The organism is Pseudomonas duriflava (assembly GCF_007830155.1).
GTDB lineage: Bacteria > Pseudomonadota > Gammaproteobacteria > Pseudomonadales > Pseudomonadaceae > Chryseomonas > Chryseomonas duriflava.
In genome coordinates, this window is record NZ_VLKY01000004.1 from 322100 (window position 1) to 345681 (window position 23582).

Genomic DNA, 23582 nt, shown 5'->3' on the forward strand with positions numbered 1-23582 from the left:
GCACATACAGGAGACCTCATGAAGATCGAATTGGCCCAGGTAGCCGGTCGCGATGGCGACAAAGCCTATAACCTGAAAACGGCGCTGGCAGCTATTGAGGCCTGTGCAGAGGATACGCAGCTGATCGTATTCCCTGAAACTCACTTGAGCGGATTCCCTACGCTCGACAACGTAGCGGAGCTAGCTGAGCCAATTGATGGGCCTATGATCATGTCGATTCGGCAGGCGGCTCGGGCTCGTAACGTGTCGGTAGCTATCGGCTTTGCCGAGGTAGAGAGCTCTGCAACGGAGGCTGCCAAGTATTACAACACTACGGTGCTTATTACTCCGAATGAGATTGCCTTGCGCTATCGCAAGACACATCTGTGGGCTTCTGATCAGGGGGTGCTGTTGCCTGGCGATCGCTTCGCCACGTGTCTCTGGAACGGAGTCAGGGTCGGCTTATTGATCTGCTATGACATTGAGTTTCCCGAGACGGCCCGGGCACTGGCGCAATTAGGGGCCGAACTGATCATTGTGACCAATGGCAATATGGACCCTTACGGTCCGATTCACCGCGCCGCCCTTATGGCGCGCGCCATTGAAAACCAAGCTTTCGCCGTCATGGTAAATCGGGTAGGCGAAGGCGATGGCGACCTGACGTTTGCCGGCGGGAGCATGGCAGTCGATCCCTTTGGACAGGTACTTGTCGAGGCAGGCCGGGACGAGGCGCATCTTAACGCCACACTTGATCTCAAGCTGCTGAAGACTGTGCGTCACGATTATCGCTATCTAGATGATCGCCGTTTGGTTATTCCCGGCGTCTTAGTTGAACACGAGGGAGGACGACGCGAACTCCTGATCCCCTGATCCTATAAGAAAAATATTCGATTTTTGCCGATTCGGCTCTGCCACAACACCCGACTACCCGTAGCGTCAGCGCTACGGGTGGCATGACAATGACTATACGGAGTGGTTCATGGCTCATTTGAAAAGGACGCTTTCCCTTGGCTCGGTGGTGCTGTTCGGCATCGCTTATATGACGCCAATTATTGTACTTGGCACCTTTGGTATCCTGGCGCAGAGTACAGAAGGACACGTGCCCGCCGCGTATTTGATTGCGCTGGTAGCCATGCTTTTCACGGCGATCAGTTACGGTCGTATGGCAGCTGCTTTCCCCGTCGCCGGTTCCGCGTATACCTACGTGCGTAAATCCATTAACCCTAAGCTGGGCTTCATTGCTGGGTGGGTAGTCCTGTTGGACTATCTGTTCCTGCCTATGGCGATCTGGCTTATTGGAGCGGCTTACTTAGGGTCGGCCTTTCCAGCTATTCCTCAGGCCGTATGGGTATTGGCCTTCATTGGTATTACAACAGCTATTAACATTATCGGCCTGAGGCTGGCCAATACAGTGAATGCCGCCTTAATGCTGGTTCAATTCCTTGTGCTGGGGGCCTTTGTCGTACTCTCTATCCATTATGTGGGAGGGGATTCCAGCCAGCCATTATTTGACTTGTCGCCTTTTACCGGAGGAGAGGTACATTGGCCCCTGCTCATGAGTGGCGCCGCCATTGCCTGTTATTCTTTTTTGGGCTTCGATGCAGTCAGTACCCTGACCGAAGAAACCAAGGACGCCCAGCGCACTATCCCAAAGGCCATCTTACTGGTAACCCTGCTAGGAGGACTGGTCTTTGTAGTCGCCTCGTATTGGGTGCAGCGAGCACATCCAAGTATGGCCTTTTCCAATATCGATTCGGCGGCGTATGAAATTGCTCGCAATATTGGTGGCGATCTATTCGTGTCGATGTTTTTAATCGGTCTCATTGTGGGGCAGTTCACCTCGGGACTTTCTGCCCAGGCAAGTGCTTCACGTCTATTGTTTGCGATGGGGCGCGATGGTGTGCTGCCAAAAGCGTTCTTTGGACGCTTGTCCGAGCGTTTTGGGACGCCCGTATACAGTCTGATACTGTGCGGTGTAGTCGCGTTGCTAGCCTTGAAACTGGATGTAACGACTTCAACATCATTTATCAACTTTGGTGCCTTTATGGCGTTCAGTTTGGTAAATCTGTCGGTCATCTTCCACTACTATCTGCAGGCCTCCCGCCGCGGTCCGCGCGAGACACTGTTGTTTCTCGTCTGTCCAGGGATTGGTCTTTTAGCGGATCTCTACCTGATGGCAAGCCTGGATCATCTGGCCGTCGTACTAGGGCTTTCCTGGCTTTCCCTTGGTGTGATCTATCTAGCCAAGCTGACCGGCGGCTTTCGTACCCAACCTCCTGAAATGAGCTTCAACGAAGCCGAGGCTTGATTGAGCGCAGCTTGTTAGTGGAATCGCAGGGTAAACGTACGGTCTTCATCTTGAGCGCTGCATGTCGGCGCTCAGGCTATGATTTTCCTGCCAGAGCGTTAATGTGGATCAGTCGAGGCTGGCACCGTCTTGATGAACGGCGCCTCGCTGCCAAGGCAGTATGATGATGGCGTTGCTGAAACTAACGAAGCGCGGATAGAGTGGCTTAGCGCGCCGCGCTAACGCCTTCCAGAGTAGCAAAGGACGTGTCCTTCGCAGTCAATAGGAAGTCCTGCATAAATGGCGCTTCAAGCATGTCTTCGCGGATGCCGGCGTAAAGCGTCGCATATAGGCCTTTCTCGCCTAAACGCTTCGCTGTGACATAACCGCGTGAGCTGTATTCATGCAGGGCCCAGTTTGGTAGGCAGCAGACGCCACGGCCAGAGGCTACAAGTTGAAGCATCATCACGGTCAGCTCTGCTGTACGAATGCCGGCCGGTTCGACTCCGGCAGGGTCTAAAAAGCGTGTAAAGATATCCAGGCGTTCCCGGTCTACTGGATAAGTGATCTGTGTCTCTTCGGCTAAATCTTCTGGAACAATATAAGGCTTTGCCGCCAGCCGATGCTGGTTGGCCATGGCCAGCTGTGCTTCGTAAGTGAACAGCGGTACATAGGTAATGCCCGTTAAGTCGATTGGGTCTGAGGTTACGACCAGATCCAGGTCGCCGCGAGCCAGGGCGGGCAGAGGGGCAAAGGAGAAGCCGGAAGCTAGGTCCATTTCCACTTCAGACCAGGTATCGCGAAACTGATCAATGGTTGGCATCAACCACTGAAAGCAGCTGTGACACTCGATTGCAATGTTAAGTCGGCCTGCAGTGCCGCCGGCGAAACGGGCCAAGTCACGTTCAGCGCTACGCAGTTGGGGCAATACGGCATCAGCCAGTTGCAACAGGCGCAGCCCTGCGCTGGTAAAGCGAACAGGCTTGGTTTTGCGAACGAACAGGGCTAGGCCAAGCCGCTCTTCCAATTCCTTGAACTGATGTGAAAGTGCCGATTGTGTTAAATGCAAACGCTCGGCCGCTTCGACCAGGCTATCAGCCTCACGTAAAGCATGAAGCGTTTTAAGATGGCGAAGTTCGAGCATGACTAGGATCCTGAAGCGCTACGGCAAACAAGTATCCATTATGAAGGATTTCAATGCTTGAGCGGATTTTGGGACGACACATTTACGCTGGGGTCGTATGCCAAGAGAAAGATCATGCAGCGTCTGCCTAGACAGGCGCTGCATGGATAGGGTTCAAGCGGCATTACTGCTGGTCTTGCTCGTGTCCAATCTTTCAAGGTAGATCAGCAGTGCCGCCTTTTCCGCGCTGGTAAAGGCTAGGCCCAGTTTGGTCCGCCGCCAGAGAATGTCGTCAACTGTGTTTGCCCATTCGTATTTATGCAAGTAATTCACTTCGCAGGCATACAGATCAGCCCCTATAGGTTCACCCAGATCAGCCATTTGAGTAACGCCCTCCAGCAATTTGCGGGTGCGATTGCCATACGTAGTCGCCCAACGCTGCGCCAGGGTATTGGGTAAGCCTTTCACCTGATGTTGCAGTTGCGTGGCCAGCGCTTGCGGCGTTGTCATCTCTTCACCGCCTGGAAGGGGAGCTTTGGCCGTCCAGGATGGCCCCATATTCTTGAAGAACGGCTGCAACTGCTGCATGGCAGACTCGGCCAGTTTGCGATAGGTCGTCAACTTGCCACCAAAAACAGACAGTAAAGGCGCATGGTTTTCTGGTGCTGAGAGAGACAGGGTGTAATCCCGCGTGATCGCCGAAGGATTATCTGACTCGTCATCACACAATGGGCGTACGCCGGAAAAAGTATGAACAATGTCGTCACGGGTCAGCTGATGACGGAAATGCGCGTTGGCTACGCTCAGGATGTAATTTGTTTCCTGATCGCTGATACGAACATTGGCAGGGTCGCCTTGATACTCGCGATCAGTTGTACCAATCATGGTGTACCGATCCATATATGGGATAGCGAAGACGATACGGCGGTCTTCGTTCTGCATGATATACGCATGCTCGCCTTCATACAGTTTGGGTACGATGATGTGGCTGCCTTGAATCAGACGAATTCCGTAAGGAGAGCGTTCCTTGATGGTTTCGCGCACAATCTGCGCTACCCAGGGACCGGCGGCGTTCACCAGGGCCTTGGCCTTGATGGAGAATACGCTGCCGTCTTCACGCTCAAGAGTAACAGTCCAGATATCCTTGCCGCGTTGGGCGCTAAGGCAGCGGGTTCGTGTATGAATGTGGGCGCCCCGCTCACGAGCCGCCATGGCATTCAGTACGACCAGGCGTGCATCGTCTACCCAGCAATCTGAGTATTCGAAGCCGCGGTTTATTTCACCAATCAATGGGCTGTCCGCTCCGAATCGCACACTGCGCGAAGCAGGCAGCTTTTCACGCTTACCCAAGTGGTCATATAAGAACAGGCCAGAGCGGATCATCCAGGCCGGCCGCAAATGCGGGCGATGCGGTAAGACGAAACGCATGGGTTTGACGATGTGAGGCGCCTTGGCCAGCAAGACTTCACGCTCGGCAAGCGCTTCGCGTACCAGGCGGAACTCATAATGTTCGAGATAGCGGAGGCCGCCATGAATCAACTTGCTACTGGCTGAAGAGGTATGGCTCGCCAAATCGTCCCGCTCGCATAAGAACACAGACAAATTACGGCCAGCAGCATCAGCCGCAATACCGACTCCATTAATGCCACCACCGATCACGGCGATGTCGTAAACCTCGGAAAGAGGGGGCGTCCCGGGCAGGGTGGACTGAGTCATGGGCGTCTCCTGATTGAAACGAACATTTATTTTCGTATTCGAACAATCGTAGACAAAAGAGTTGCAGCTGGCTAGGCCATTTTTGATTGAAAATCGCTAAAAGGAAAATAAACGAACTTAAATGAAATAAATGTGAAGGGCCCGACAGTAGGTCAGGCTATTTCCAGGCGTACTTTGAACTGATTCAGTAGGCGCAAGAAGCTATCGTCAGGGGCGCTATCGGTAAACAAGACATCGATCTGCTCCAGCGAGCCCAGGCGGATCATGGCGCTACGGCCAAATTTGCTTGAGTCTGCCGCCAGGAATACCTTGCGTGCATTTTCGAAAATGGCTTGTGATACCCGTACTTCCTGATAATCGAAATCCAGCAACGTACCGTCCTCGTCGATGCCGCTGATTCCGACCAGAGCGAAATCTACCTTGAACTGCTTGATGAAGTCGGCAGTAGCCTGTCCTACAACACCGCCGTCACTGCGTACGCTGCCACCTGCGATCAGGACCTCAAAATCTTCTTTAGCACTTAGAATGTTGGCTACGTGCAGATTGTTGGTGATGATTTTTAGGCTGCGATGACCGAGCAGGGCATGGGCGATAGCCTCTGTCGTTGTACCAATATTGATAAACAGCGAGGCATGATCGGGAACCTGTGCTGCCACGGCTTCGGCAATACGACGCTTTTCATCGCGTTGCTGACCGGCTCGCATGGTATAAGCCGTGTTTTCCACGCTTGAATCATGTGCGGCACCACCGTGATATCGACGTAGCAGGCCACTTTCGGCAAGTTGGTTAATATCGCGGCGTATCGTCTGCGGTGTAACGGCGAAATGCTGGGCGAGTTCTTCGATGCTGACATAGCCGCGTTCGCGGACCAGATCAAGAATATTTTGCTGACGGGGCGCCAGGCTCATGCAGTCTTCCTTCGTCGTGGGTATGACGGGAAGGATGCCGTAGCGCGGCGCCGGACGCCAGTTTAGTGAGGTAAGTTCTTCACTATCCCTAAAGAAAAAGGGCGACTTTCCCGTCGCCCCGTCCCATGCCATCAGTCCTGCGCCCAGCCACGGGTGCGCTCGACTGCTTTTTTCCAGCCTTTGTAAAGCTCGTCGCGGTGATCGTCATTGCAGGCAGGCTCGAATACGCGTTCAATGGTGCTCTTGCTGCGTAGTTCGTCCAGGCTGCTCCAGAAACCTGTTGCAAGGCCGGCCAGGTAAGCCGCGCCCAAGGCGGTGGTTTCCTTCATCTCCGGCCGTTCAACGCAGGTGCCGAGCAGGTCGGCCTGGAATTGCATCAGGAAGTTGTTGGCAACAGCGCCGCCGTCTACGCGTAGTGCGCGAAGACGTTCACCAGCATCCTGCTGCATGGCATCCAAAACATCGCGAGTCTGGTAGGCAATCGATTCCAGGGCGGCGCGAATCAGATGTTCGACCTTGACGCCACGAGTAAGTCCGAAAAGTGCGCCGCGGGCATACGGGTCCCAGTAGGGAGCGCCGAGACCGGTAAAGGCTGGTACCAGATAGATTCCATTGCTGTCTTTTACCTTTGTGGCGAAATATTCGGAATCGAGCGATTCGTTGATAACTTTCAATTCGTCGCGTAGCCATTGAACCGTGGAGCCGCCGTTAAAGATGGCGCCTTCCAAGGCATAGTTAACTTCGCCGCGAGGCCCGCAGGCAATCGTGGTCAGCAGGCCATGCTGCGATTGAACGGCGTTGGCGCCGGTGTTCATCAGCAGGAAGCAGCCTGTGCCATAAGTGTTTTTGGCTTGGCCAGGCTCGACACACATCTGGCCGAACAGGGCGGCCTGTTGATCGCCTGCAATGCCTGCGATCGGGATGCCTGTTTCCTGACTACTACCTAGGGTGGCGTAGCCATAGATTTCGGAGGAAGGGCGAACGGTAGGCAGCATTTCACGCGGAATATCCAGCGCTTCGAGCATGACTGGATCCCAATCAAGCTTATGGATATCAAAAATCAGCGTGCGCGACGCATTGGTGTAATCGGTAACGTGCACCTTGCCTTGAGTCATCTTCCAGATCAGCCAGGTGTCGACTGTGCCAAACAAGAGTTCTCCTCGACGTGCGCGCTCACGGCTACCCTCGACATGGTCGAGAATCCATTTGATCTTGGTGCCCGAAAAGTAAGGGTCGATCACTAGGCCAGTCGTGCTGCGAATATGGTCTTCCAGGCCATCACGCTTGAGCTGATTACAGATCTCGGTGCTCTGGCGGCTCTGCCAGACGATCGCATTGTAAATAGGGCGGCCGGTGAGCTTATCCCAAACGATGGCGGTTTCGCGCTGATTGGTAATGCCAATGGCCGCTACGTCATCGTGGCTAATTCCCGCTTGTGCCAGAGCCTCTACAAAGGTTGCGCTTTGCGTGGCCCAGATTTCCATTGGGTCGTGCTCAACCCAGCCAGCCTGCGGATAGATCTGTACAAATTCGCGTTGAGCAATGCTGATGACATTGGCGTTACGGTCTAGAACGATGGCCCGGGAGCTGGTAGTACCTTGGTCAAGGGCGACAATGTAATGCTTGTTATTTGACATGGCGGTTATTCCTTATTATCGGGCTTGAGGCGCACTGATTTTTTCTTGGACTGAGGGTGCGCTGGCATCATTGCTGACAGGTGCGTTGGTTGGAGCATCACAAGCTCCAGAGCCCAATCCGGGTAAGTGGCGACAGATCAGGGCTTTGTAACCGGCGGCTCCAAGGCATGCGCCTAGGATAGGGGCGAAAACAGGCACGAGAAAATAGGGAATGTTGCGTCCGCCGGTAAAGGCTACATCACCCCACCCAGCCAGGAAGGTCATGACCTTAGGGCCGAGATCGCGTGCAGGATTCATGGCAAAGCCGGTCAGTGGGCCCATGGAGCCACCGATAACGGCTACCAGCAAGCCGATAAGCAAAGGTGCAAGCGGGCCGCGTGGCAAGCCGTTGCCATCATCTGTCAGGGCCATGATTACGGCCAGCAAAATGGCTGTAATCACCATCTCAACGAGAAAGGCCTGGCCAACGGATAAGGCGGCGTTCGGATACGTGGAGAAGATGCTGGCTAGCTCAAGGCTGCCTATGGTGCCACGTACCATGGCGTGAGTTTGTTCGAAATCGAAAAAGAGACTGCTGTAAAGTCCGTATACGAGCGCAGCGCCGGAGAAGGCTCCTGCGAGCTGGGCCGCTATATAAAAGGGAACCTTGCGCCGCTCAAAGCCAGCGAATAGCCAAAGAGCGATAGTAACGGCTGGGTTCAAATGGGCGCCAGAGACGCCAGCGCTGAGGTAAACCCCCATGCTGACAGCAATACCCCAGATGATACTGATTTCCCACAGCCCCAGCGATGCGCCGCCTACCTTCATGGCTGCGACGCAACCGGTGCCAAAGAAAAGAAACAGTCCTGTTCCCAGAAACTCGGCAATGCATTGCCCTTTTAGGGTAGGCAACTGTGGAGTACTCATGTGAAGAGCCTCTTGATTGTTGTATTTATGAGTAGTGAATAGAAAGCGAAACTACATCCTTTCGAAAGCGAAAACTTAGATTCAAATTCGAACCTTGTCAAAGGTTTCTCTTTCGTCTCGATAGAAAAATGTGATGGGCGGAGCAGCTTATTCTCTGAGTGAAAGTCGCAATGAGGCCAAATTGAACCTTTCGGGCGACTATAGAGCAAGAGATCAAAGGGTTTCTTTATTAGAGCACCTGCTAGCTAGAGTGTTTTCACCCGGTTTGCCTATTATTAATGGATCGCCTGGATGTGGTGCATCTCTTGTAGGAATGGATAACTCTTTATGACACCGGCTATCAATCTGCTGAAAAAGCATAAGGCTCCTCATCATGTGCTGAGTTATACGCATGATCCCAAGACGGCTTCGTATGGTCTGGAAGCCTCTGAGAAGCTAGGGCTGAACCCTGCGCACGTTTTCAAAACACTCCTTGCTGTTACGGAGAAAGAAGAGTTGCTGGTTGCCATTGTTCCGGTAACAGGCAGTCTAGATTTGAAGGCGCTTGCGCAGGCAGCTTCAGTCAAGAAAGTGGATATGGCTAGCCCTCAAGAGGCACAGCGGGCGACTGGTTATTTGGTAGGCGGTATCAGTCCTCTAGGGCAAAAAAAGCGCTTGCGTACCTTTATCGACAACAGTGCCCGCCAATATCCAGTTATCTATGTTAGTGCAGGGCGGAGGGGATTAGAGGTAGAGCTTGAGGCCGACGTTCTGGCGTCGTTGACGGGAGCTTCGTTTGCTGATTTAGCCCGCTATTGAATAACCATAGCCTCGGCTTTCTGCTTCCTGCTGATTTTAACCACAGCGCCATGTAGCTCAGGAGCGTTGGGCAAAGGGTCTTTCAACGAGGCGTTAGAGACTATAAGAAAAAGGATCGTAATAAAGCGGAGGAACTGGGCGTTACGCTGTCACAAATAGGAGCTGTGCGTTACTGCATAGCTCTGAATTTTTCACGTTATCCGCCAGAATTAAAAAAGAGGGAGCCCTCCATGCAACTTGACTTCCACCAGATCGATGCGTTTGCCGATCGTCCCTTTGGGGGCAATCCGGCTATGGTTTACCGTCTCGATGCATGGTTACCGGATGATTTGATGCAGCGTATCGCTGCCGAGCATAATCTGGCGGAGACTGCTTTTGTAAAAAAGGAAGGCACCGTTTGGCGCATTCGCTGGTTTACGCCAAAAACGGAGGTGCCGTTATGTGGTCATGCTACTTTGGCGGCAGCGCATGTCTTGTTCCATGTCTACGGCGAGCCTGGTGAAACACTCGAATTCATTTCCCGTTCGGGCACTCTGCGTGTCCATAAAGAAGATGATGGCCTGCTGGCACTCGACTTCCCCTCAATGGTGCCCTCTGAAATCGGATCCTTTCCAGAGTTAGAGCGCGCTTTGGGTGTAAGCCCGGTGGATGTATTGGGGGCAGACAAGCTATTGGTACTGCTTGAATCTGAAGAGGCTGTGCGTAATTGCAAGCCTGATTTCGCAGCGCTGGCACGGTTGCGCTGGCCCGGCATCATTATCACGGCGCGAGGCGAGCGTTACGATTTCGTATCGCGCTTCTTTGCGCCGGGTATTGGCGTGAATGAGGACTCCGTGACCGGCTCCGCCCATTGCTGTCTGATTCCATATTGGTCTCGCCGATTGGCGAAACGCATGCTGCGCGCTTATCAGTGTTCGCCCCGTGGCGGCGAGCTGTGGTGCCGTTTCGATGGAGAGCGTGTCAGTATCGCAGGGCATACCCGGCGTATTGCCAGCGGGCAATTGTTACTGGATTGAACGCTTCATTCGGCCTTGAATACGGTCACCACTGTTTCCCTTAGGCGGATGCCGATCATTTCGCCTGTTTGTTGTTCAACGAGGCCCGGAAACGTGGCCTCTACAAGAGTGCCACTGGGCAACTGCAGATGGTAACGAGAGCTGGCACCAAGAAAGGTATGAGTGACAACGCGGCCTTGCACTGGAGACTCAGGGCTGCGAATAAGAAAGTCTGGGCGAATCAATACATTGACCAGCTGTCCCTCGCTAACCTTCAGATTCAGACTTTCAACGATGCCCAGTTCCGTCCGTATCGTGTTATTTCCCATACCAATGCCCGGAATGAAATAGCCTTGGCCGATGAAGGTGGCTACGAATGGGGTCTCAGGTGCATGGTAAAGGCGGCCGGGGGTATCCCACTGCTCTAAATGACCATGTTGGAAAACACCTATCTTATCGCTCACGGCAAAGGCTTCCTCCTGGTCATGGGTAACCAACACAGCGCTTGTCCCACGACTCTTAAGAATATCGCGTACTTCAGCGCTGAGTGTGCGTCGCAGTTCTACATCCAGATTGGAGAAAGGCTCGTCAAGTAAAAGCAGGCGGGGGGAAGGAGCCAGCGCACGCGCCAATGCAACACGTTGCTGCTGACCACCGGAAAGCTCGTGAGGGTAGCGCGTATGGAGTGCGTCCAGCTTGACCAAGCGAGTCAGCTCATTGACTACGCGGGTGCGCTCGGGGTGTCGGCGGATACCAAAGGCGACGTTTTCCGCCACTGTCAGGTGAGGAAACAAGGCATAGTCTTGAAATACCATGCCGATGTGTCGTTTCTCAGGCGCCACCGTAAAGCCGGGGCGGGATAGGATTTCGCCTGCCAGTTTTATCTCCCCTTGTGATATCGGCTCGAACCCGGCAATGGCGCGCAATGTGGTCGTTTTGCCGCAGCCGGAGGGACCTAGCAGACAACCGATCTCACCTGGCTCCAGGGTGAGATCAAGGCCGCTGACTACAGGATGTTCCGTATAACCACAGGCCAGTTGACGTAAGGTCAGGAGGCTCATGCGGAGGTAGCGTGAGGGATCAGGAATTCCATCAGAGCTTTCTGGGCATGAAGGCGATTTTCAGCTTCGTCCCAGACAACAGCACGCGGATCTTCAAGCAGATCATGGCTGATTTCCTCGCCCCGATGTGCCGGTAGGCAATGCATGAACAGGACGTCGTTGGCTGCCTGGTCCAGTAACTCACGGGTGACCTGGTAATCCTTGAAGGTTTCCAGACGCAGCTTGGCTTCGTCTTCCTGGCCCATGGAAGTCCAGACATCAGTGCTCACCAGGTGAGCTCCTGCAACCGCTTCGCGTGGGTCGCGAACGACCTGCACGCGATCACCCGCCCGGGCAAGGAAAGTGGCGTTGGGTTCAAAGCCTTTCGGGCACGCAACGCGTAATGTGAAGTCGAGCTGCTCGGCAGCTTCGATATAGCTGTTGCACATGTTGTTGCCGTCGCCGATCCAGGCAACCACTTTGCCCTGGATATTCCCGCGATGCTCGAAGAATGTTTGCATGTCAGCCAGCAACTGGCAGGGGTGCAAGTCGTCGGAAAGGCCATTGATAACCGGCACTTTGGAGTTCGCAGCAAAAGTGGTCAGGGTGCTATGGGCGAACGTACGGATCATAACGCCATCAAGCATGCGGGACATGACGCGTGCGCAATCGTCGACCGGCTCGCCACGCCCCAGTTGGGTATCACGCGGAGATAGGAAAATAGCCTGGCCACCCAACTGGATCATGCCAGCTTCGAATGACAGACGTGTCCGAGTAGATGCCTTTTCAAAAATCATGCCGAGCACCCGACTCTTCAGGGGCTCGTGAATGACGCCGCGATTTCGCAGCTCTTTCAGCTCGATGGCGCGGTGGATCAGCTGGAGCAGCTCATCGGAAGTGCAGTCCATGAACGAAAGAAAATGACGAACGCTCATCATAAATACCTAAGATTACAAGTCAGGGGTACCGGCAGTTGGATGTAATTAGAAGGCCAGTCCGCGGACAACTACCGCACCAAGGCGGCGAAAAGGGGAAGGCGGGATCTTATAAGTAATTTATACATTTGAGCAAATAGCCCTGTCATTCGAGTGGAAAACCTCTTGTAACGGCCCGTGTCTCTAAAGAAGGAAAAGCCATAACGTACGCTTGAATCCTAGCTGTATGGCTTCATTTATACGACAGGCAATATTGTAAAGACCAAGCGCTTCACTCAGCTTTACGTTAAACTGCTTTATCGAAATTCAGCGAGGTGCACTGTGGATATTATCGAGACGATTAAAGAGCAGATCGCCAATAATCCTGTTCTTCTTTATATGAAGGGGTCTCCGAATGCCCCGCAATGCGGCTTTTCTGCCCGTGCCTCGCAAGCGTTGATGGCGTGTGGTGAAAAGTTCGCTTATGTGGACATTCTGCAAAATCCGGAAATTCGCTCTAATCTGCCCAAGTATGCGAACTGGCCAACTTTCCCTCAACTGTGGGTGAACGGTGAGTTAGTGGGTGGTAGCGATATCCTGCTTGAACTGTATGAAAAAGGCGAACTGCAACAGATCGTCAAGAGTGCTGCTGGTAAGGCCGACGCCTGAGGTGCAGGTGCAGGCTGAGGGTTAACCCTTGAGCCGCCAGAATGCAACACGACAAGCCCCGCTTAGGCGGGGCTTTGTTTTTGGCGAAGAAAACGGAGGAGTGCTTTTGAGGAACTTCCGGCTCGCTTAGGGAGACTATCGCTTCATCACTTGGCGATTATCTCGTGCACATTCCCTGGAAGGTTTTTCTAGCGCCTTCTCCTCTGGCGCTCACGTTTGCGATCAAGACACTCTTTGCCGCAGGGCTTGCCTTGTGGTTGGCGTTTCGTTTTGATTTGGAGCAGCCAACCTGGGCCATGATGACAGTTTTCATCGTATCCCAACCCTTATCAGGCATGGTAGTAGCCAAGGGGCTGTTTCGCCTGATGGGCACGGTATTGGGTACAGTGATGTCCGTGGTGCTTATTGCCTTGTTCGCCCAGGCGCCGTGGGCATTCCTGCTAGCCCTGGCACTCTGGCTTGGCTTCTGTACCGCAGCCTCGACGCTGTTACGTAACCATGTGTCCTACGGTTTTGTGCTGGCAGGCTATACCGTTGCGATCATCGGGTTGCCAGCCATAGCCCAGCCCCTGACAATCTTTGATCAGGCCGTGGCCCGGTGTACCGAGATATGTTTGGGAATCATTGTCGCATCGCTAGTCAGTTCTCTCTTTTGGCCGCAACGGGTAGAGCGGAGCCTGGCCCAACAGGCTGCTGGTGTATGGCAGGCTGGCCTGCAGGCGGTACGTGCCGAAGTCGCGGGCGCCGAGGCATCCGGCTTGCTAGGAGTCTTCGGGCAGATTGTCGCGGTAGATGCGCAGCGGGATCATACGTGGTTTGAGGGCTACCGTGGTCGCCAGCGCGCCCGAGCGTTGAGATTGTTCTGTCGTGACCTGCTCAGTGTATTGCGTACTGCACGCGGCCTTGCCCGGCAATGGAATGCGCTGACACCTGGCGAGAGGGAGGCCGTCCAACCCTGGCGCGAAGAGGTATTGAATTGTCTAGAGCAGATGGATGAGGCGACTATCGAAGCGTTGCTCGAGCGACTCCGCCAGGCTGCAGGAGAAAGCGCGCTCGATAATGATCAATGCTACTTTTTGGCCCGCCTGGGTATTCTGCTGCGCAAGGTCCTGACAGCCGCTCAGTCTGTCCGTGCAGTATCGCTGGGTGTGGTGGATGATAGCGCCCCGTCGGCCTTATCCTGGCATCGCGATCTTCAGACCTCGATCTGGTATGGTTTGCGCAGCGCCATCGCCCTGTTAGGGCTGGGCGTTTTCTGGCTGAGTACGGCCTGGCCTGCCGCAACAGGGGCTATGTTGTTAGGTGCAGTGCTCTGTAGTCTATTTGCCAACCGGGACAATGCCGTCCAGATCGGGTTGGGTTTTTTGCGTGGCATTGGGTATGCAGTCGTCTCGGCGATTATTGTGAGTCAAGTCGTACTGCCCCAATGGACAGGTTTTCCAATGCTGGCCATGGCAATGGGCATACCGCTCTTTTTTGCAGCGCTAGGCATGGCAGCTCCGCCGGGTATTGCCGGGACGGCTACGGCGTTCGCTTTACATTTCATCGTGTTGGTATCACCCAGCAACCATTCGCATGTCGAGATGACGACGCTGCTCAATCAGGCGCAGGCGCTGTTAATCGGTGTTGGTTTTGCCGTGGTGGTGTTCCGGCTGATCACGTTGCGTCATCCACGCCGCCTCATCGGTCGGATCCTGGCAGCAACCACGTATGACCTGCAACGGCTGACCAATCGTCCCTTGGCCATTTCCGAGACCTGGTTCGGTGGGCGCATGGCGGATCGACTGTTGCAGTTGGCACGAAATATCAACCTGATGCCGCTTGAAGAGCGCAAGCGTTGGCATGACGGCTTATTGGCTCTCGACCTCGGCAACGAACTTTTACATCTACGTGCCTGTCTGGAAGGAGCTACAGGCATGCGAGCGCTTGAGCGCGACCGCTTTTTACGTGAGTTTTCCGAGGCATTAAGCAACGGAATGACATCCGTGCGGGCTGATCAACTCGATAGGCCAGCGGAGCGTCTGCAGGCGGTTTTAGCCTCATCGTCGGATGAGCCGGCGCGTCTGGCTCAGGGTGCTGTTCGGCAATTGCAGAGAACCTGGCAGTTATGGTGCCAGACGCTTGAGGAAAGTCATGGAGCTGCATGAATGGTCTATCGGTGGGGTGTACCTGAGCCCTTTGTTTATTTATGCAGTAGTGGCGCTTTTGCTGACCGGATTGATCCGGTTCGGCATGTATACCCTGCATGCTGAGCGCTGGATCTGGCATGAGGCCTTGTTTGGCTGTGCCATTTTTGTCGTGCTTCTGACCGTAATTACCGGTTTGGCCGGCACATGATTCTGGCCAGTGCTCAATCGTTGGAAGGAACAGGAGAGAGCGATGCGTAAGGTGGCTCGCGTCGTGATTACTATTGGTGTGGTCCTGTTGGCAATAGGGGCAGGGTTGTGGCTCTGGCGGTTCTATATGCTCTCGCCCTGGACACGTGACGCCCGTATACGGGCGGATGTGGTTGTCGTTGCGCCAGATGTCGCCGGTTGGGTTACAAATCTGGCTGTGGAAGACAATCAGCTTGTCAAAAAGGGCGACCTGCTGCTGGAGATAGACCGGGAGCGCTATCAGGCTTCTCTCGCTCATGCCCGTGCTGTTGCCGATACGCGCAAGCAGCAGATGCATTTGCGGGAAAGCGAAGCTGCGCGTCGTAATCGGCTAGGGACAAGTGCAATCAGTGCTGAAGATCGCGAGAATGCCCGGATCAACGCAGCTGTCGCTCGCAGTCAGTATCAAGAGGCTCTGACCGATGTGCGTTTGGCTGAACTTAACTTGGCGCGGAGTCGAGTGGTTGCGCCACGGGAGGGGCGTATCACGAATCTACGCTTCGCTGAAGGTAACTACGTCCGCACTGGCGAAGCTGTAATGGCTCTGGTCGACACGCACTCTTTTTATGTCATGGCGTATTTTGAAGAGACCAAAATTCCGCATATTCATATAGGAGATAGCGTTTCTGTAACTCTAATGAGTCACAGTGCTCCGCTTACAGGGCGCGTAGCCAGTATCAGCAGTGGGATCACTGATAGTAACTCAAGCCCCGACGAACAGCTTCTGGCCGAGGTTCAACCTACCTTCAACTGGGTGCGATTGGCGCAGCGGATACCGGTGCGAATCGAGCTGGAAGAAGTACCGCCGAATATTCATCTTAGTGCCGGTATGACTGCCAGCGTGTCCGTACAGGACGCCCATGGGCATCACCCTTTACAAGGCTGGCGGCGTGTCTGGGATTACTGAGCCTCTGCCAGGCATGGATCAATCAGGCAACAAGTGCCGGCTAAATCAGGGCAGTGATCATCGATTGCATAGTTTTTTGCCTCAGGGAGAGGGTCCTCTCCCATAGCATTTTCATAAAAGCTCCTTGTGCTTAGGACCGCGTGACAAGGCATGCACTTCGTCACCTGAAACGCTCCCTTTACTCTGGTTACGACTAAAGTCGTCTGGTTACCCTCTCTCGGTGGCCTAGAGTAGAGGTTGACGATCCCCGTCACGCTGTGAGGACAACAATAATGAACGACAGCATCTATCAGCAGATTCAAGCCAATCCGCGCTTTAGAGAATTAGTAGCCAAGCGTGAGCGTTTTGCCTGGCTGCTTTCCGCGATTATGTTGGGGCTATATTTAGGCTTCATTCTATTGATCGCCTTTGCACCGCATATCCTTGGTACCCGAATCAGTCCGGACAGCCCTACGACCTGGGGAATTCCCATAGGCGTTGGTCTGATCCTGTCCGCCTTTATTTTGACCGGTATTTATGTCCACCGTGCCAACGGTGAATTCGACCGGCTGAACCAGGCCATTCTGAAGGAGGTACAACAATGAAAGCCCCTCTCTCTGCCGTATTGGGACTCACCTTGTTCGCTCCGGCCACCTGGGCTGCCGATGCGTTGACTGGCGCCGTGGAACGGCAGCCGTTGAATATTGCTGCTATCTTGATGTTCGTTGCCTTCGTAGCCGGGACGCTGGGAATTACCTACTGGGCATCCAAGCGTAACCGCTCGGCTGCTGATTACTATGCGGCCGGTGGCCGAATCACAGGCTTCCAGAATGGTTTGGCCATTGCAGGCGATTACATGTCCGCCGCGTCCTTTCTGGGTATTTCCGCCTTGGTCTTCACCTCGGGCTACGATGGTCTGATTTACTCTATTGGTTTCTTGGTGGGCTGGCCGATCATTCTATTCTTGATCGCCGAGCGCTTGCGTAACCTGGGTAAATACACATTTGCTGATGTGGCGTCCTACCGCCTCAAGCAGAAGGAAATTCGTACTTTGTCCGCGTGCGGCTCGCTGGTGGTTGTGGCGCTGTACCTCATCGCTCAGATGGTAGGTGCCGGTAAGTTGATTCAGTTGCTGTTTGGGCTGGACTACCATGTTGCCGTGATTCTGGTTGGCATCCTGATGGTAATGTACGTACTGTTCGGCGGCATGCTGGCCACGACCTGGGTACAGATCATCAAAGCGGTGCTGCTGTTGTCGGGAGCCAGTTTTATGGCTCTGATGGTAATGAAATCGGTTAATTTCGACTTCGGCCTGCTGTTCTCCGAGGCTATCAAGGTACACCCGAAAGGCGAAGCGATCATGAGCCCCGGCGGTCTGGTGAAGGATCCGATCTCAGCCTTCTCGCTGGGTCTGGCTCTAATGTTTGGTACTGCAGGTCTGCCGCATATCTTGATGCGCTTCTTCACTGTGAGCGATGCCAAGGAAGCTCGCAAAAGCGTGTTTTATGCGACTGGTTTCATCGGTTACTTCTATATCCTGACCTTTATTATCGGTTTCGGCGCGATTCTGCTGGTTAGCACTAACCCCGCGTTCAAGGATGCTGCTGGCGCTTTGATTGGTGGTAACAACATGGCAGCGGTCCACTTGGCCAATGCCGTGGGCGGCAGTATCTTCCTAGGCTTTATCTCAGCCGTTGCATTCGCCACGATTCTGGCGGTAGTGGCTGGCCTGACCTTGGCGGGCGCATCAGCGGTATCGCATGACCTGTATGCCAGCGTGATCAAGAAGGGCAAGGCTGTCGAAAAAGATGAGCTGCGCGTTTCGAAAATCACAACCATTACCCTGGGTGTTGTTGCTATCGCTCTAGGTATCCTGTTCGAGAAGCAAAATATTGCCTTCATGGTAGGTCTGGCGTTCTCCATCGCAGCCAGCTGTAACTTCCCTGTACTGCTGCTTTCCATGTTCTGGAAGAAGCTTACTACCCGTGGGGCGATGATTGGCGGCTGGATGGGGTTGATTACTGCCGTGGCACTGATGATCCTAGGCCCAACCATTTGGGTAACCATCCTGGGCCATGAGAAAGCTATTTACCCCTACGAGTACCCAGCGCTGTTCTCCATGCTGGCAGCTTTTGTTGGTATCTGGTTCTTCTCGATTACTGACAAGTCCACTGCTGGTAACGAAGAACGCGCACGCTTCCTCTCGCAATTCGTACGCTCTCAGACGGGCCTAGGCGCTTCCGGCGCAGCAGCTCACTAAGTCTCGTTGAAACGGCAGGCCCCTTTGGGTCTGCCGTTTTGTCGTTTTAAACGAGCATCAATCCATGTCTGAACACTTTAATTTTGACGCGACACCGTTCAATGAGTTGACCAATCATGAGCGTGAGCTATTCAAGGAAGGGCTTTCGATAGGCTATTACGTGCCAGGCGAGACGTTGATCGAGCCGGGGCGTAGTAGCGAGGCGCTATTCATCGTTCTTAAGGGTGTAATTGAAGAGCGGGGCAAGGACGACCACTTGTTTGCTCATTACGGTCCGGATGACTTTTTCGATGTGCGAGGCCTGTTGTCAGGGCAGAGCCGGCATGCCTATCGCGCGGTAGAAGAAAGTATCGTCTATGAGTTGATGGCTGCTACGTTTCATCAGCTTTGTGAGCGCAACCCCGCGTTTGCTTATCATTTCCAGGCTGACCTTGCTGCGAAGCGCCAACTAGCACGACGTGATGGTCAGAACTTGGCCGAATTCATCCTGACTCGAATCGCGCGCGAGCATCTGCTTCCGGCCATTGAAGTAGCAGCCGATCTTTCGCTGGGTGACGCGGCCCGCATGCAACTTGACGTAGGTGCCGATGCGTTGCTGGTGCGTCAGGGGGAGGGCTTCGAAGGGCTTGGGATTGTGACACGCACCGATCTTATGCGCGCACACTTTCAGCAGCGGCTGGGCGATGATAGCCCCATCGGCCCACTGGCCTATCGTCCTGTAGCCTGGGTTGAGCTCGGCGATTTTCTGTTTGACGCAATGATCCTTATGACCCGCCAGCGAATCGAGCGAGTGGCCGTTCGACAGGGGCAGCAGGTGATCGGTTTGTTGCATCTCACCCAGGTTCTGAGTCTGTTCTCTACCCACTCTCATGTATTGGCCCTGCGCATTGCCCGCGCCGAAACGCTTGATGAGCTGAGGCACGCGGCGGAAACACTGGATACGCTGATAGCCACCCTTGAAGGAAACGGCATTCGGTTGCGTTTCATTATGCAATTGGTCAGTGCGCTGAATGAACAACTGTTGGCCCAGGTCTTTGAGCAGTGCGTCCCGCCTGCCGGCCGGGGACGCTGCTGCCTGTTGGTCATGGGGAGCGAGGGGCGTGGGGAACAATTGCTCAAGACCGATCAGGACAATGCTCTGATCCATGCCGATGACGTTTCCCCGGGGCAGGCAAGGAGCTGGATGGCACGTTTCACTCAGGCACTTGAAGCATTCGGCTACCCGGTTTGCCGGGGAGGCGTAATGGCGTCTCGTCCGGAGTGGTGTCGCTCTCTGAGTGATTGGCAACGTGAGCTCAGAGCTACAGCTCAGGAGGGCCGACCTGAACAACTGCTGCGGCTCTCTATCTTGATGGATGCCTATCCGGTAGCAGGCAACGACAATCTTTATATTCCACTGCGGCATACGCTAAGCAATTGGCGTGAGCAAGGAGAGCGTTGGTTGAGCTATCTGGCCGCAGCGACAGTACAGTTTGATACGCCTTTGACCCTGTTCGGCGGTCTAAAGACAGCAGGCGAGCGATTGGATATCAAGCGGGGAGGGATCTTTCCTATCGTACATGGTGCGCGCGTACTAGCCTTGCGCGAAGGGCTCACGGAGCGCGGCACATTGGCCCGTTTGAATGCCTTGGGTTCACGAGGCGTGCTTGATCCCGTACTGGCCGAAAACCTGAGCGAAGCCTTCGAGCTATTCATGCAGATACGGCTTGCCCAGCAACTGTCCGCACACCGTGACGGTTTGCAGCAAGGGATCAACGTTGCGACCTTGAACCGTACCGAACGGGATCTGCTGCGGTTCAGTCTACATGTGGTCAAGAAGTTCAAGCAGACCCTGACTCGACAGTTTCACCTGGATACACGCTGATGACGTCCTTTGTTCATGCTCCTGACCTTCAATGGCCTTCCTGGCGGCAGCGCCTGTATTGGTGGCGGCACGACCCGATGGAGGCTGACGAGATCGTTTCTCTTGATCTGGAGACTACCAGCCTTGACCCCAGGAAGGCCGATATCCTGAGCATTGGTGCCGTGATGATCCGTCAGGGTAAGGTCATGGTGGGCGAGCGGCTGGAATTATATGTTGAACCGCCTGCCAGCCTGGGCGCGGAGTCGATCCGTATCCATAAGCTTCGCCGTATAGACCTGGAAGGGCAGTTGCCTCTGGAAGAGGCTCTGCGACAAGTGCGGGCCTTTCTCGGCAATCGCCCACTGCTGGGATATTACTTGTCCTTTGACATGGCTGTGCTCAACCGACACTTTCGACGCCTGGGGCAGCCGCGGTTGAAGAATCCGCGTATCGAGGTATCGGCTTTGTATCACCGTAAGGTCAGTCGCCTTTTCCCCGACGTTCACCTGGACCTGCGCTTCGATACCTTGTCGCGTGCGCTCGAGGTTCCAGTTACGGGGCGGCATACTGCCTTGGGGGACGCGCATACCGTGTCTCTGATGTTTTTACGGTTGCGCAAGGGCTCGGTACCTTACCCACGGTAGCGGCTAAATTGGATACCTGGATTTTCTCTGCCGCTGCGTAGTCCAATCAAACAGGTGATGTTCCTGCCAGACGGGTAGCGCTGGAACGAAGCCTTATGCTGGATTCTCCGTGGCGCTAATAAGGAGATAAGTCATGTCGCTTACAACCATCCTGATTCTAGTGCTTCTCGTCCTGTTGATCGGCGGCTTGCCGATATTTCCCCATTCGCGCAGTTGGGGATACGGTCCTTCAGGGATTCTAGGCGTTATTCTGGTCGTATTGCTCGTGCTGCTTTTACTGGGAATGATTTGACCTTGCTGCTTTCAGCAAGACACTGCATTAGCATTAAAAATAAGGTCTTTTTGACCTAAAACGGTGCGTTTATAAAAAAACTTGCCCAATCCGGTGCAAACGAGTAGGGTTTCTGTACCGGCCTGCCTTGCCGATGTCAGTTGTGAGACAAAACCAGAGCCAAGCGTTTCGCTTGCTCTGGTTTTGTCTTTTCTGCATAACCCTTTTTATATGTTCTATCTGAGTGCCTCGGATCACGACGGCTTGGCTCGGTTTCGGTTATTGTCCGAAGAGTCTGCTGGATGAAAGGATAAGGAGTGTCTATATGGACTCAGAGTCCATTGTATATGGCTGCATCCGGGACTGGCCCTCGAGTGACTCTATGGAACGCCGTATGCGTCGTGCTTTGAATCGTCGGGTATTGAACAGCCTGACAGGCGGCGCGTGGCCTTTTCTAGGGAAGGAGATGTTCAGTCAGTGCGAACAGGTAGGGGCGGGGCTTTACCGTACTCAAGTCATTCACTTCGGTGCCAGTTACGATGGCGTCGAGTATGAATGGACATTATGGGTAGCCGAGTTTGAAGCGTTGCTCAAGCGACTCTATTGGGCCAGTGCCGTGGTGCACCTGGATACCGGTCTCAATGGTTGCCACACGTTTCGCTGGGAGTCGGAAAACGGCTTTCATAGCCCCCAGGAAGATAATTTGCATGCCCGCTGCGCCTGGGAGCGCGAAGGTTGAACCTGTCGCGTCCAGGCAAGGCAGTAAAGGCTCAACGGTTGGCTGTGCTTTCTTGGCGGGTACGGTTGTAAAGATCCACAAGAACTTGGTCGAGAACACTTGAAGCACCCCAAGGGCGGGTGCTGTTCAGGATAGCGACGACTGCCCAGGTCTTGCCATTGGCATCCCGGGAGAAGCCAGCCAAGGCCCGTACGTTGTTCAGCGTACCGGTCTTCATGTGCGCCTGGCCTTCCAGCGGCGTGTTCTTCAGGCGTTTGCGAAGAGTGCCGTCCATACCGGCCAGGGGTAATGAGGACATATATTCTGCCGCATAGGGGCTGCGCCAGGCAGCCTGCAGAATTTCTGCCAGTTCACGTGCACTAACGCGCTCGTCCCGTGACAGTCCCGACCCGTTTTCTATGACCAGATGTGTTGCCATGATGCCTTTTCGCGCAAGCCATTGGCGAATAACGCGTTGTGCTGCGACGCCATCGTCGGCATCGGCGCTGGTCCGGAACTGCGCGCCAATGGACAGAAACAACTGACGGGCCATAGTGTTGTTGCTGTATTTGTTAATGTCGCGAATGATTTCCACAAGATCCGGCGAGAAAGAGCGTGCCAGGAGTTCGGCACTCTTGGGGACAGTGCCTTCTCGGTCCTTGCCCAGGATACTGCCGCCCAGTTCCTTCCAGATGGCGCGAACGGCGCCAGCCGTGTAGCTGGGATGGTCAAGCAAGGAAAGGTAGCTCTGGGCACTGCAGCCATTGGGTAGCGAGCCCGTCACGATTAGCGCCGTACCATCGGTCTGGGTTACCGGATTGAAGCGAATCTCGGGCCAGGCAGGGCATTTGCCTTTACCGAGAGCCTTAACCTGATTCTCGATACGGACATTGGTCAGGGGCGGGTCCATGGTAACCGAGGCCTGACCATCATTAGCCCGGATGACCATCCGCACGGACTTGAGGTTAACCAGCAGGGCGTCCGGCCCTACCAGGAAGGGTTTGTTTTCGTCGTTACCGTCGTCATTGAATACAGGAAGTTGGGGTTTTATGAAGCGTCCGCGGTCAAGGACCAGATCACCGTTGACTTGAGTTACGCCATTGGCGCGCAAGTCGCGCATCATCAACCATAGCTTTTCCATATTCAGCTTGGGATCGCCGCCGCCTTTCAGGTACAGATTGCCGTTGAGTACCCCATTCTTGAGTTGGCCATCGGTATAGAACTCGGTCTTCCATTGGTAGGTGGGACCAAGCAGCTCGAGCGCAGCAAACGTGGTGATTAGCTTCATTGTTGAGGCGGGATTAACCGAAACATCGGCATTAAAGTAATCCGGCGCTCCACTGGCATCGAGCGGTAGCAAGACTAGCGACAAGGCATCGTTGGGTAATTTGTTCTTCTGCAGCGCCTGCTGGACTTTGGCTGGCAGAAGCGCGGTATCGGCTTGGACCGAAACAGGCAGGCTAAGTGGCAGCAAGCCTAATAACAAGGAGAAAGGACGTAATAGTTTCAACATTAATCAAGACCCCAAAAGAAAGCCGGCGCAGGTGAAGCGTTAACAGCCAGGCATTCTCATTAAAGAGGTGTTCATTATGCAGTAAACAAGTTTGAAGCCA

At 54.2% G+C, this 23582-nt stretch carries 22 protein-coding genes; 14 read left to right on the forward strand and 8 right to left on the reverse strand.

Annotated elements, in window-relative coordinates; translation table 11 throughout:
* Positions 1 to 18 precede the first annotated feature (18 nt).
* Together IQ22_RS07915 and IQ22_RS07920 are read left to right on the forward strand one after the other, a co-directional pair.
* Positions 19 to 849 (forward strand): carbon-nitrogen hydrolase family protein, encoded by an 831-nt coding sequence (locus tag IQ22_RS07915; protein ID WP_145140580.1) that lies wholly within the window; start codon positions 19 to 21, stop codon positions 847 to 849.
* A 109-nt stretch (positions 850 to 958) separates the two neighbouring features.
* Complete coding sequence (locus tag IQ22_RS07920; protein WP_145140581.1) at positions 959 to 2287, forward strand: APC family permease; 1329 nt, start codon at positions 959 to 961, stop codon at positions 2285 to 2287.
* A gap of 205 nt (positions 2288 to 2492) precedes the next feature.
* Here the strand turns inward: IQ22_RS07920 and metR are convergent, their stop codons facing one another.
* The 5 genes from metR to IQ22_RS07945 all read right to left on the reverse strand — a co-directional run bounded on the left by metR (position 2493) and on the right by IQ22_RS07945 (position 8556).
* The gene (gene metR, locus IQ22_RS07925) at positions 2493 to 3410 is read right to left on the reverse strand and encodes a transcriptional regulator MetR (protein WP_145140582.1); all 918 of its coding nucleotides are present in this window, start codon (positions 3408 to 3410) and stop codon (positions 2493 to 2495) included.
* Between the two features lie 153 nt (positions 3411 to 3563).
* The gene (glpD, locus tag IQ22_RS07930) at positions 3564 to 5105 is read right to left on the reverse strand and encodes a glycerol-3-phosphate dehydrogenase (protein ID WP_145140583.1); all 1542 of its coding nucleotides are present in this window, start codon (positions 5103 to 5105) and stop codon (positions 3564 to 3566) included.
* Positions 5106 to 5257: 152 nt separating this feature from the next.
* Entirely contained in the window at positions 5258 to 6013 is a 756-nt protein-coding gene (locus tag IQ22_RS07935; protein WP_145140586.1) for a DeoR/GlpR family transcriptional regulator, read from the reverse strand.
* 131 nt (positions 6014 to 6144) lie between these two features.
* Entirely contained in the window at positions 6145 to 7650 is a 1506-nt protein-coding gene (gene glpK, locus IQ22_RS07940) for a glycerol kinase GlpK (protein WP_145140588.1), read from the reverse strand.
* A gap of 15 nt (positions 7651 to 7665) precedes the next feature.
* Positions 7666 to 8556, reverse strand: coding sequence for an MIP/aquaporin family protein (locus IQ22_RS07945; RefSeq protein WP_145140591.1), 891 nt, complete (start codon positions 8554 to 8556; stop codon positions 7666 to 7668).
* A gap of 327 nt (positions 8557 to 8883) precedes the next feature.
* Here IQ22_RS07945 and ybaK point away from each other — a divergent pair, with 327 nt between their 5' ends.
* On the forward strand, positions 8884 to 9354 hold the full coding sequence (gene ybaK, locus IQ22_RS07950) for a Cys-tRNA(Pro) deacylase (protein WP_145140594.1): 471 nt from the start codon (positions 8884 to 8886) through the stop codon (positions 9352 to 9354).
* A gap of 230 nt (positions 9355 to 9584) precedes the next feature.
* A complete protein-coding gene (locus tag IQ22_RS07955) occupies positions 9585 to 10370 on the forward strand; it encodes a PhzF family phenazine biosynthesis protein (RefSeq protein WP_145140597.1) in 786 nt (261 codons plus the stop codon).
* A gap of 5 nt (positions 10371 to 10375) precedes the next feature.
* Here the strand turns inward: IQ22_RS07955 and IQ22_RS07960 are convergent, their stop codons facing one another.
* Both IQ22_RS07960 and argF read right to left on the reverse strand, forming a co-directional pair.
* Positions 10376 to 11410 carry an ABC transporter ATP-binding protein gene (locus IQ22_RS07960; RefSeq protein ID WP_145140600.1) on the reverse strand — a complete coding sequence of 345 codons (1035 nt, stop codon included), beginning with the start codon at positions 11408 to 11410 and terminating at the stop codon, positions 10376 to 10378.
* Entirely contained in the window at positions 11407 to 12324 is a 918-nt protein-coding gene (argF, locus tag IQ22_RS07965) for an ornithine carbamoyltransferase (RefSeq protein ID WP_145140603.1), read from the reverse strand. The genes IQ22_RS07960 and argF overlap by 4 nt, the downstream gene beginning before the upstream one ends.
* Before the next feature lie 321 nt (positions 12325 to 12645).
* Between argF and grxD the strand changes: the two genes are divergently transcribed.
* The 10 genes from grxD (at position 12646) to IQ22_RS08015 (ending at position 21990) form a co-directional block, all read left to right on the forward strand.
* A complete protein-coding gene (grxD, locus tag IQ22_RS07970; RefSeq protein ID WP_145140606.1) occupies positions 12646 to 12972 on the forward strand; it encodes a Grx4 family monothiol glutaredoxin in 327 nt (108 codons plus the stop codon).
* Positions 12973 to 13136: 164 nt separating this feature from the next.
* Positions 13137 to 15119: an FUSC family protein gene (locus tag IQ22_RS07975; protein WP_145140607.1), complete on the forward strand. Its 1983-nt coding sequence runs from the start codon at positions 13137 to 13139 to the stop codon at positions 15117 to 15119.
* Positions 15106 to 15309 (forward strand): DUF1656 domain-containing protein, encoded by a 204-nt coding sequence (locus tag IQ22_RS07980; protein ID WP_145140608.1) that lies wholly within the window; start codon positions 15106 to 15108, stop codon positions 15307 to 15309. The genes IQ22_RS07975 and IQ22_RS07980 overlap by 14 nt, the downstream gene beginning before the upstream one ends.
* A 42-nt stretch (positions 15310 to 15351) precedes the next feature.
* Positions 15352 to 16254 carry an efflux RND transporter periplasmic adaptor subunit gene (locus tag IQ22_RS07985; protein ID WP_145140609.1) on the forward strand — a complete coding sequence of 301 codons (903 nt, stop codon included), beginning with the start codon at positions 15352 to 15354 and terminating at the stop codon, positions 16252 to 16254.
* Positions 16255 to 16526: 272 nt separating this feature from the next.
* Positions 16527 to 16838 (forward strand): DUF485 domain-containing protein, encoded by a 312-nt coding sequence (locus IQ22_RS07990; protein ID WP_145140610.1) that lies wholly within the window; start codon positions 16527 to 16529, stop codon positions 16836 to 16838.
* Positions 16835 to 18493: a cation acetate symporter gene (locus IQ22_RS07995; protein ID WP_145140611.1), complete on the forward strand. Its 1659-nt coding sequence runs from the start codon at positions 16835 to 16837 to the stop codon at positions 18491 to 18493. The genes IQ22_RS07990 and IQ22_RS07995 overlap by 4 nt, the downstream gene beginning before the upstream one ends.
* 64 nt (positions 18494 to 18557) lie before the next feature.
* On the forward strand, positions 18558 to 20357 hold the full coding sequence (locus IQ22_RS08000; protein ID WP_145140612.1) for a DUF294 nucleotidyltransferase-like domain-containing protein: 1800 nt from the start codon (positions 18558 to 18560) through the stop codon (positions 20355 to 20357).
* Positions 20357 to 20980 carry a 3'-5' exonuclease gene (locus IQ22_RS08005; RefSeq protein WP_145140614.1) on the forward strand — a complete coding sequence of 208 codons (624 nt, stop codon included), beginning with the start codon at positions 20357 to 20359 and terminating at the stop codon, positions 20978 to 20980. Before IQ22_RS08000 ends, IQ22_RS08005 begins: the two co-directional genes overlap by 1 nt.
* Positions 20981 to 21113: 133 nt before the next feature.
* Positions 21114 to 21272 (forward strand): DUF3309 family protein, encoded by a 159-nt coding sequence (locus IQ22_RS08010; protein WP_145140616.1) that lies wholly within the window; start codon positions 21114 to 21116, stop codon positions 21270 to 21272.
* A 304-nt stretch (positions 21273 to 21576) separates the two neighbouring features.
* Positions 21577 to 21990, forward strand: a complete 414-nt coding sequence (locus tag IQ22_RS08015; protein ID WP_145140618.1) for a hypothetical protein — start codon at positions 21577 to 21579, stop codon at positions 21988 to 21990.
* 31 nt (positions 21991 to 22021) lie between these two features.
* On the opposite strand, the gene dacB is transcribed toward IQ22_RS08015, so the two are convergent.
* Complete coding sequence (gene dacB, locus IQ22_RS08020) at positions 22022 to 23482, reverse strand: D-alanyl-D-alanine carboxypeptidase/D-alanyl-D-alanine endopeptidase (protein ID WP_145140620.1); 1461 nt, start codon at positions 23480 to 23482, stop codon at positions 22022 to 22024.
* Between the last annotated feature and the right edge of the window lie 100 nt (positions 23483 to 23582).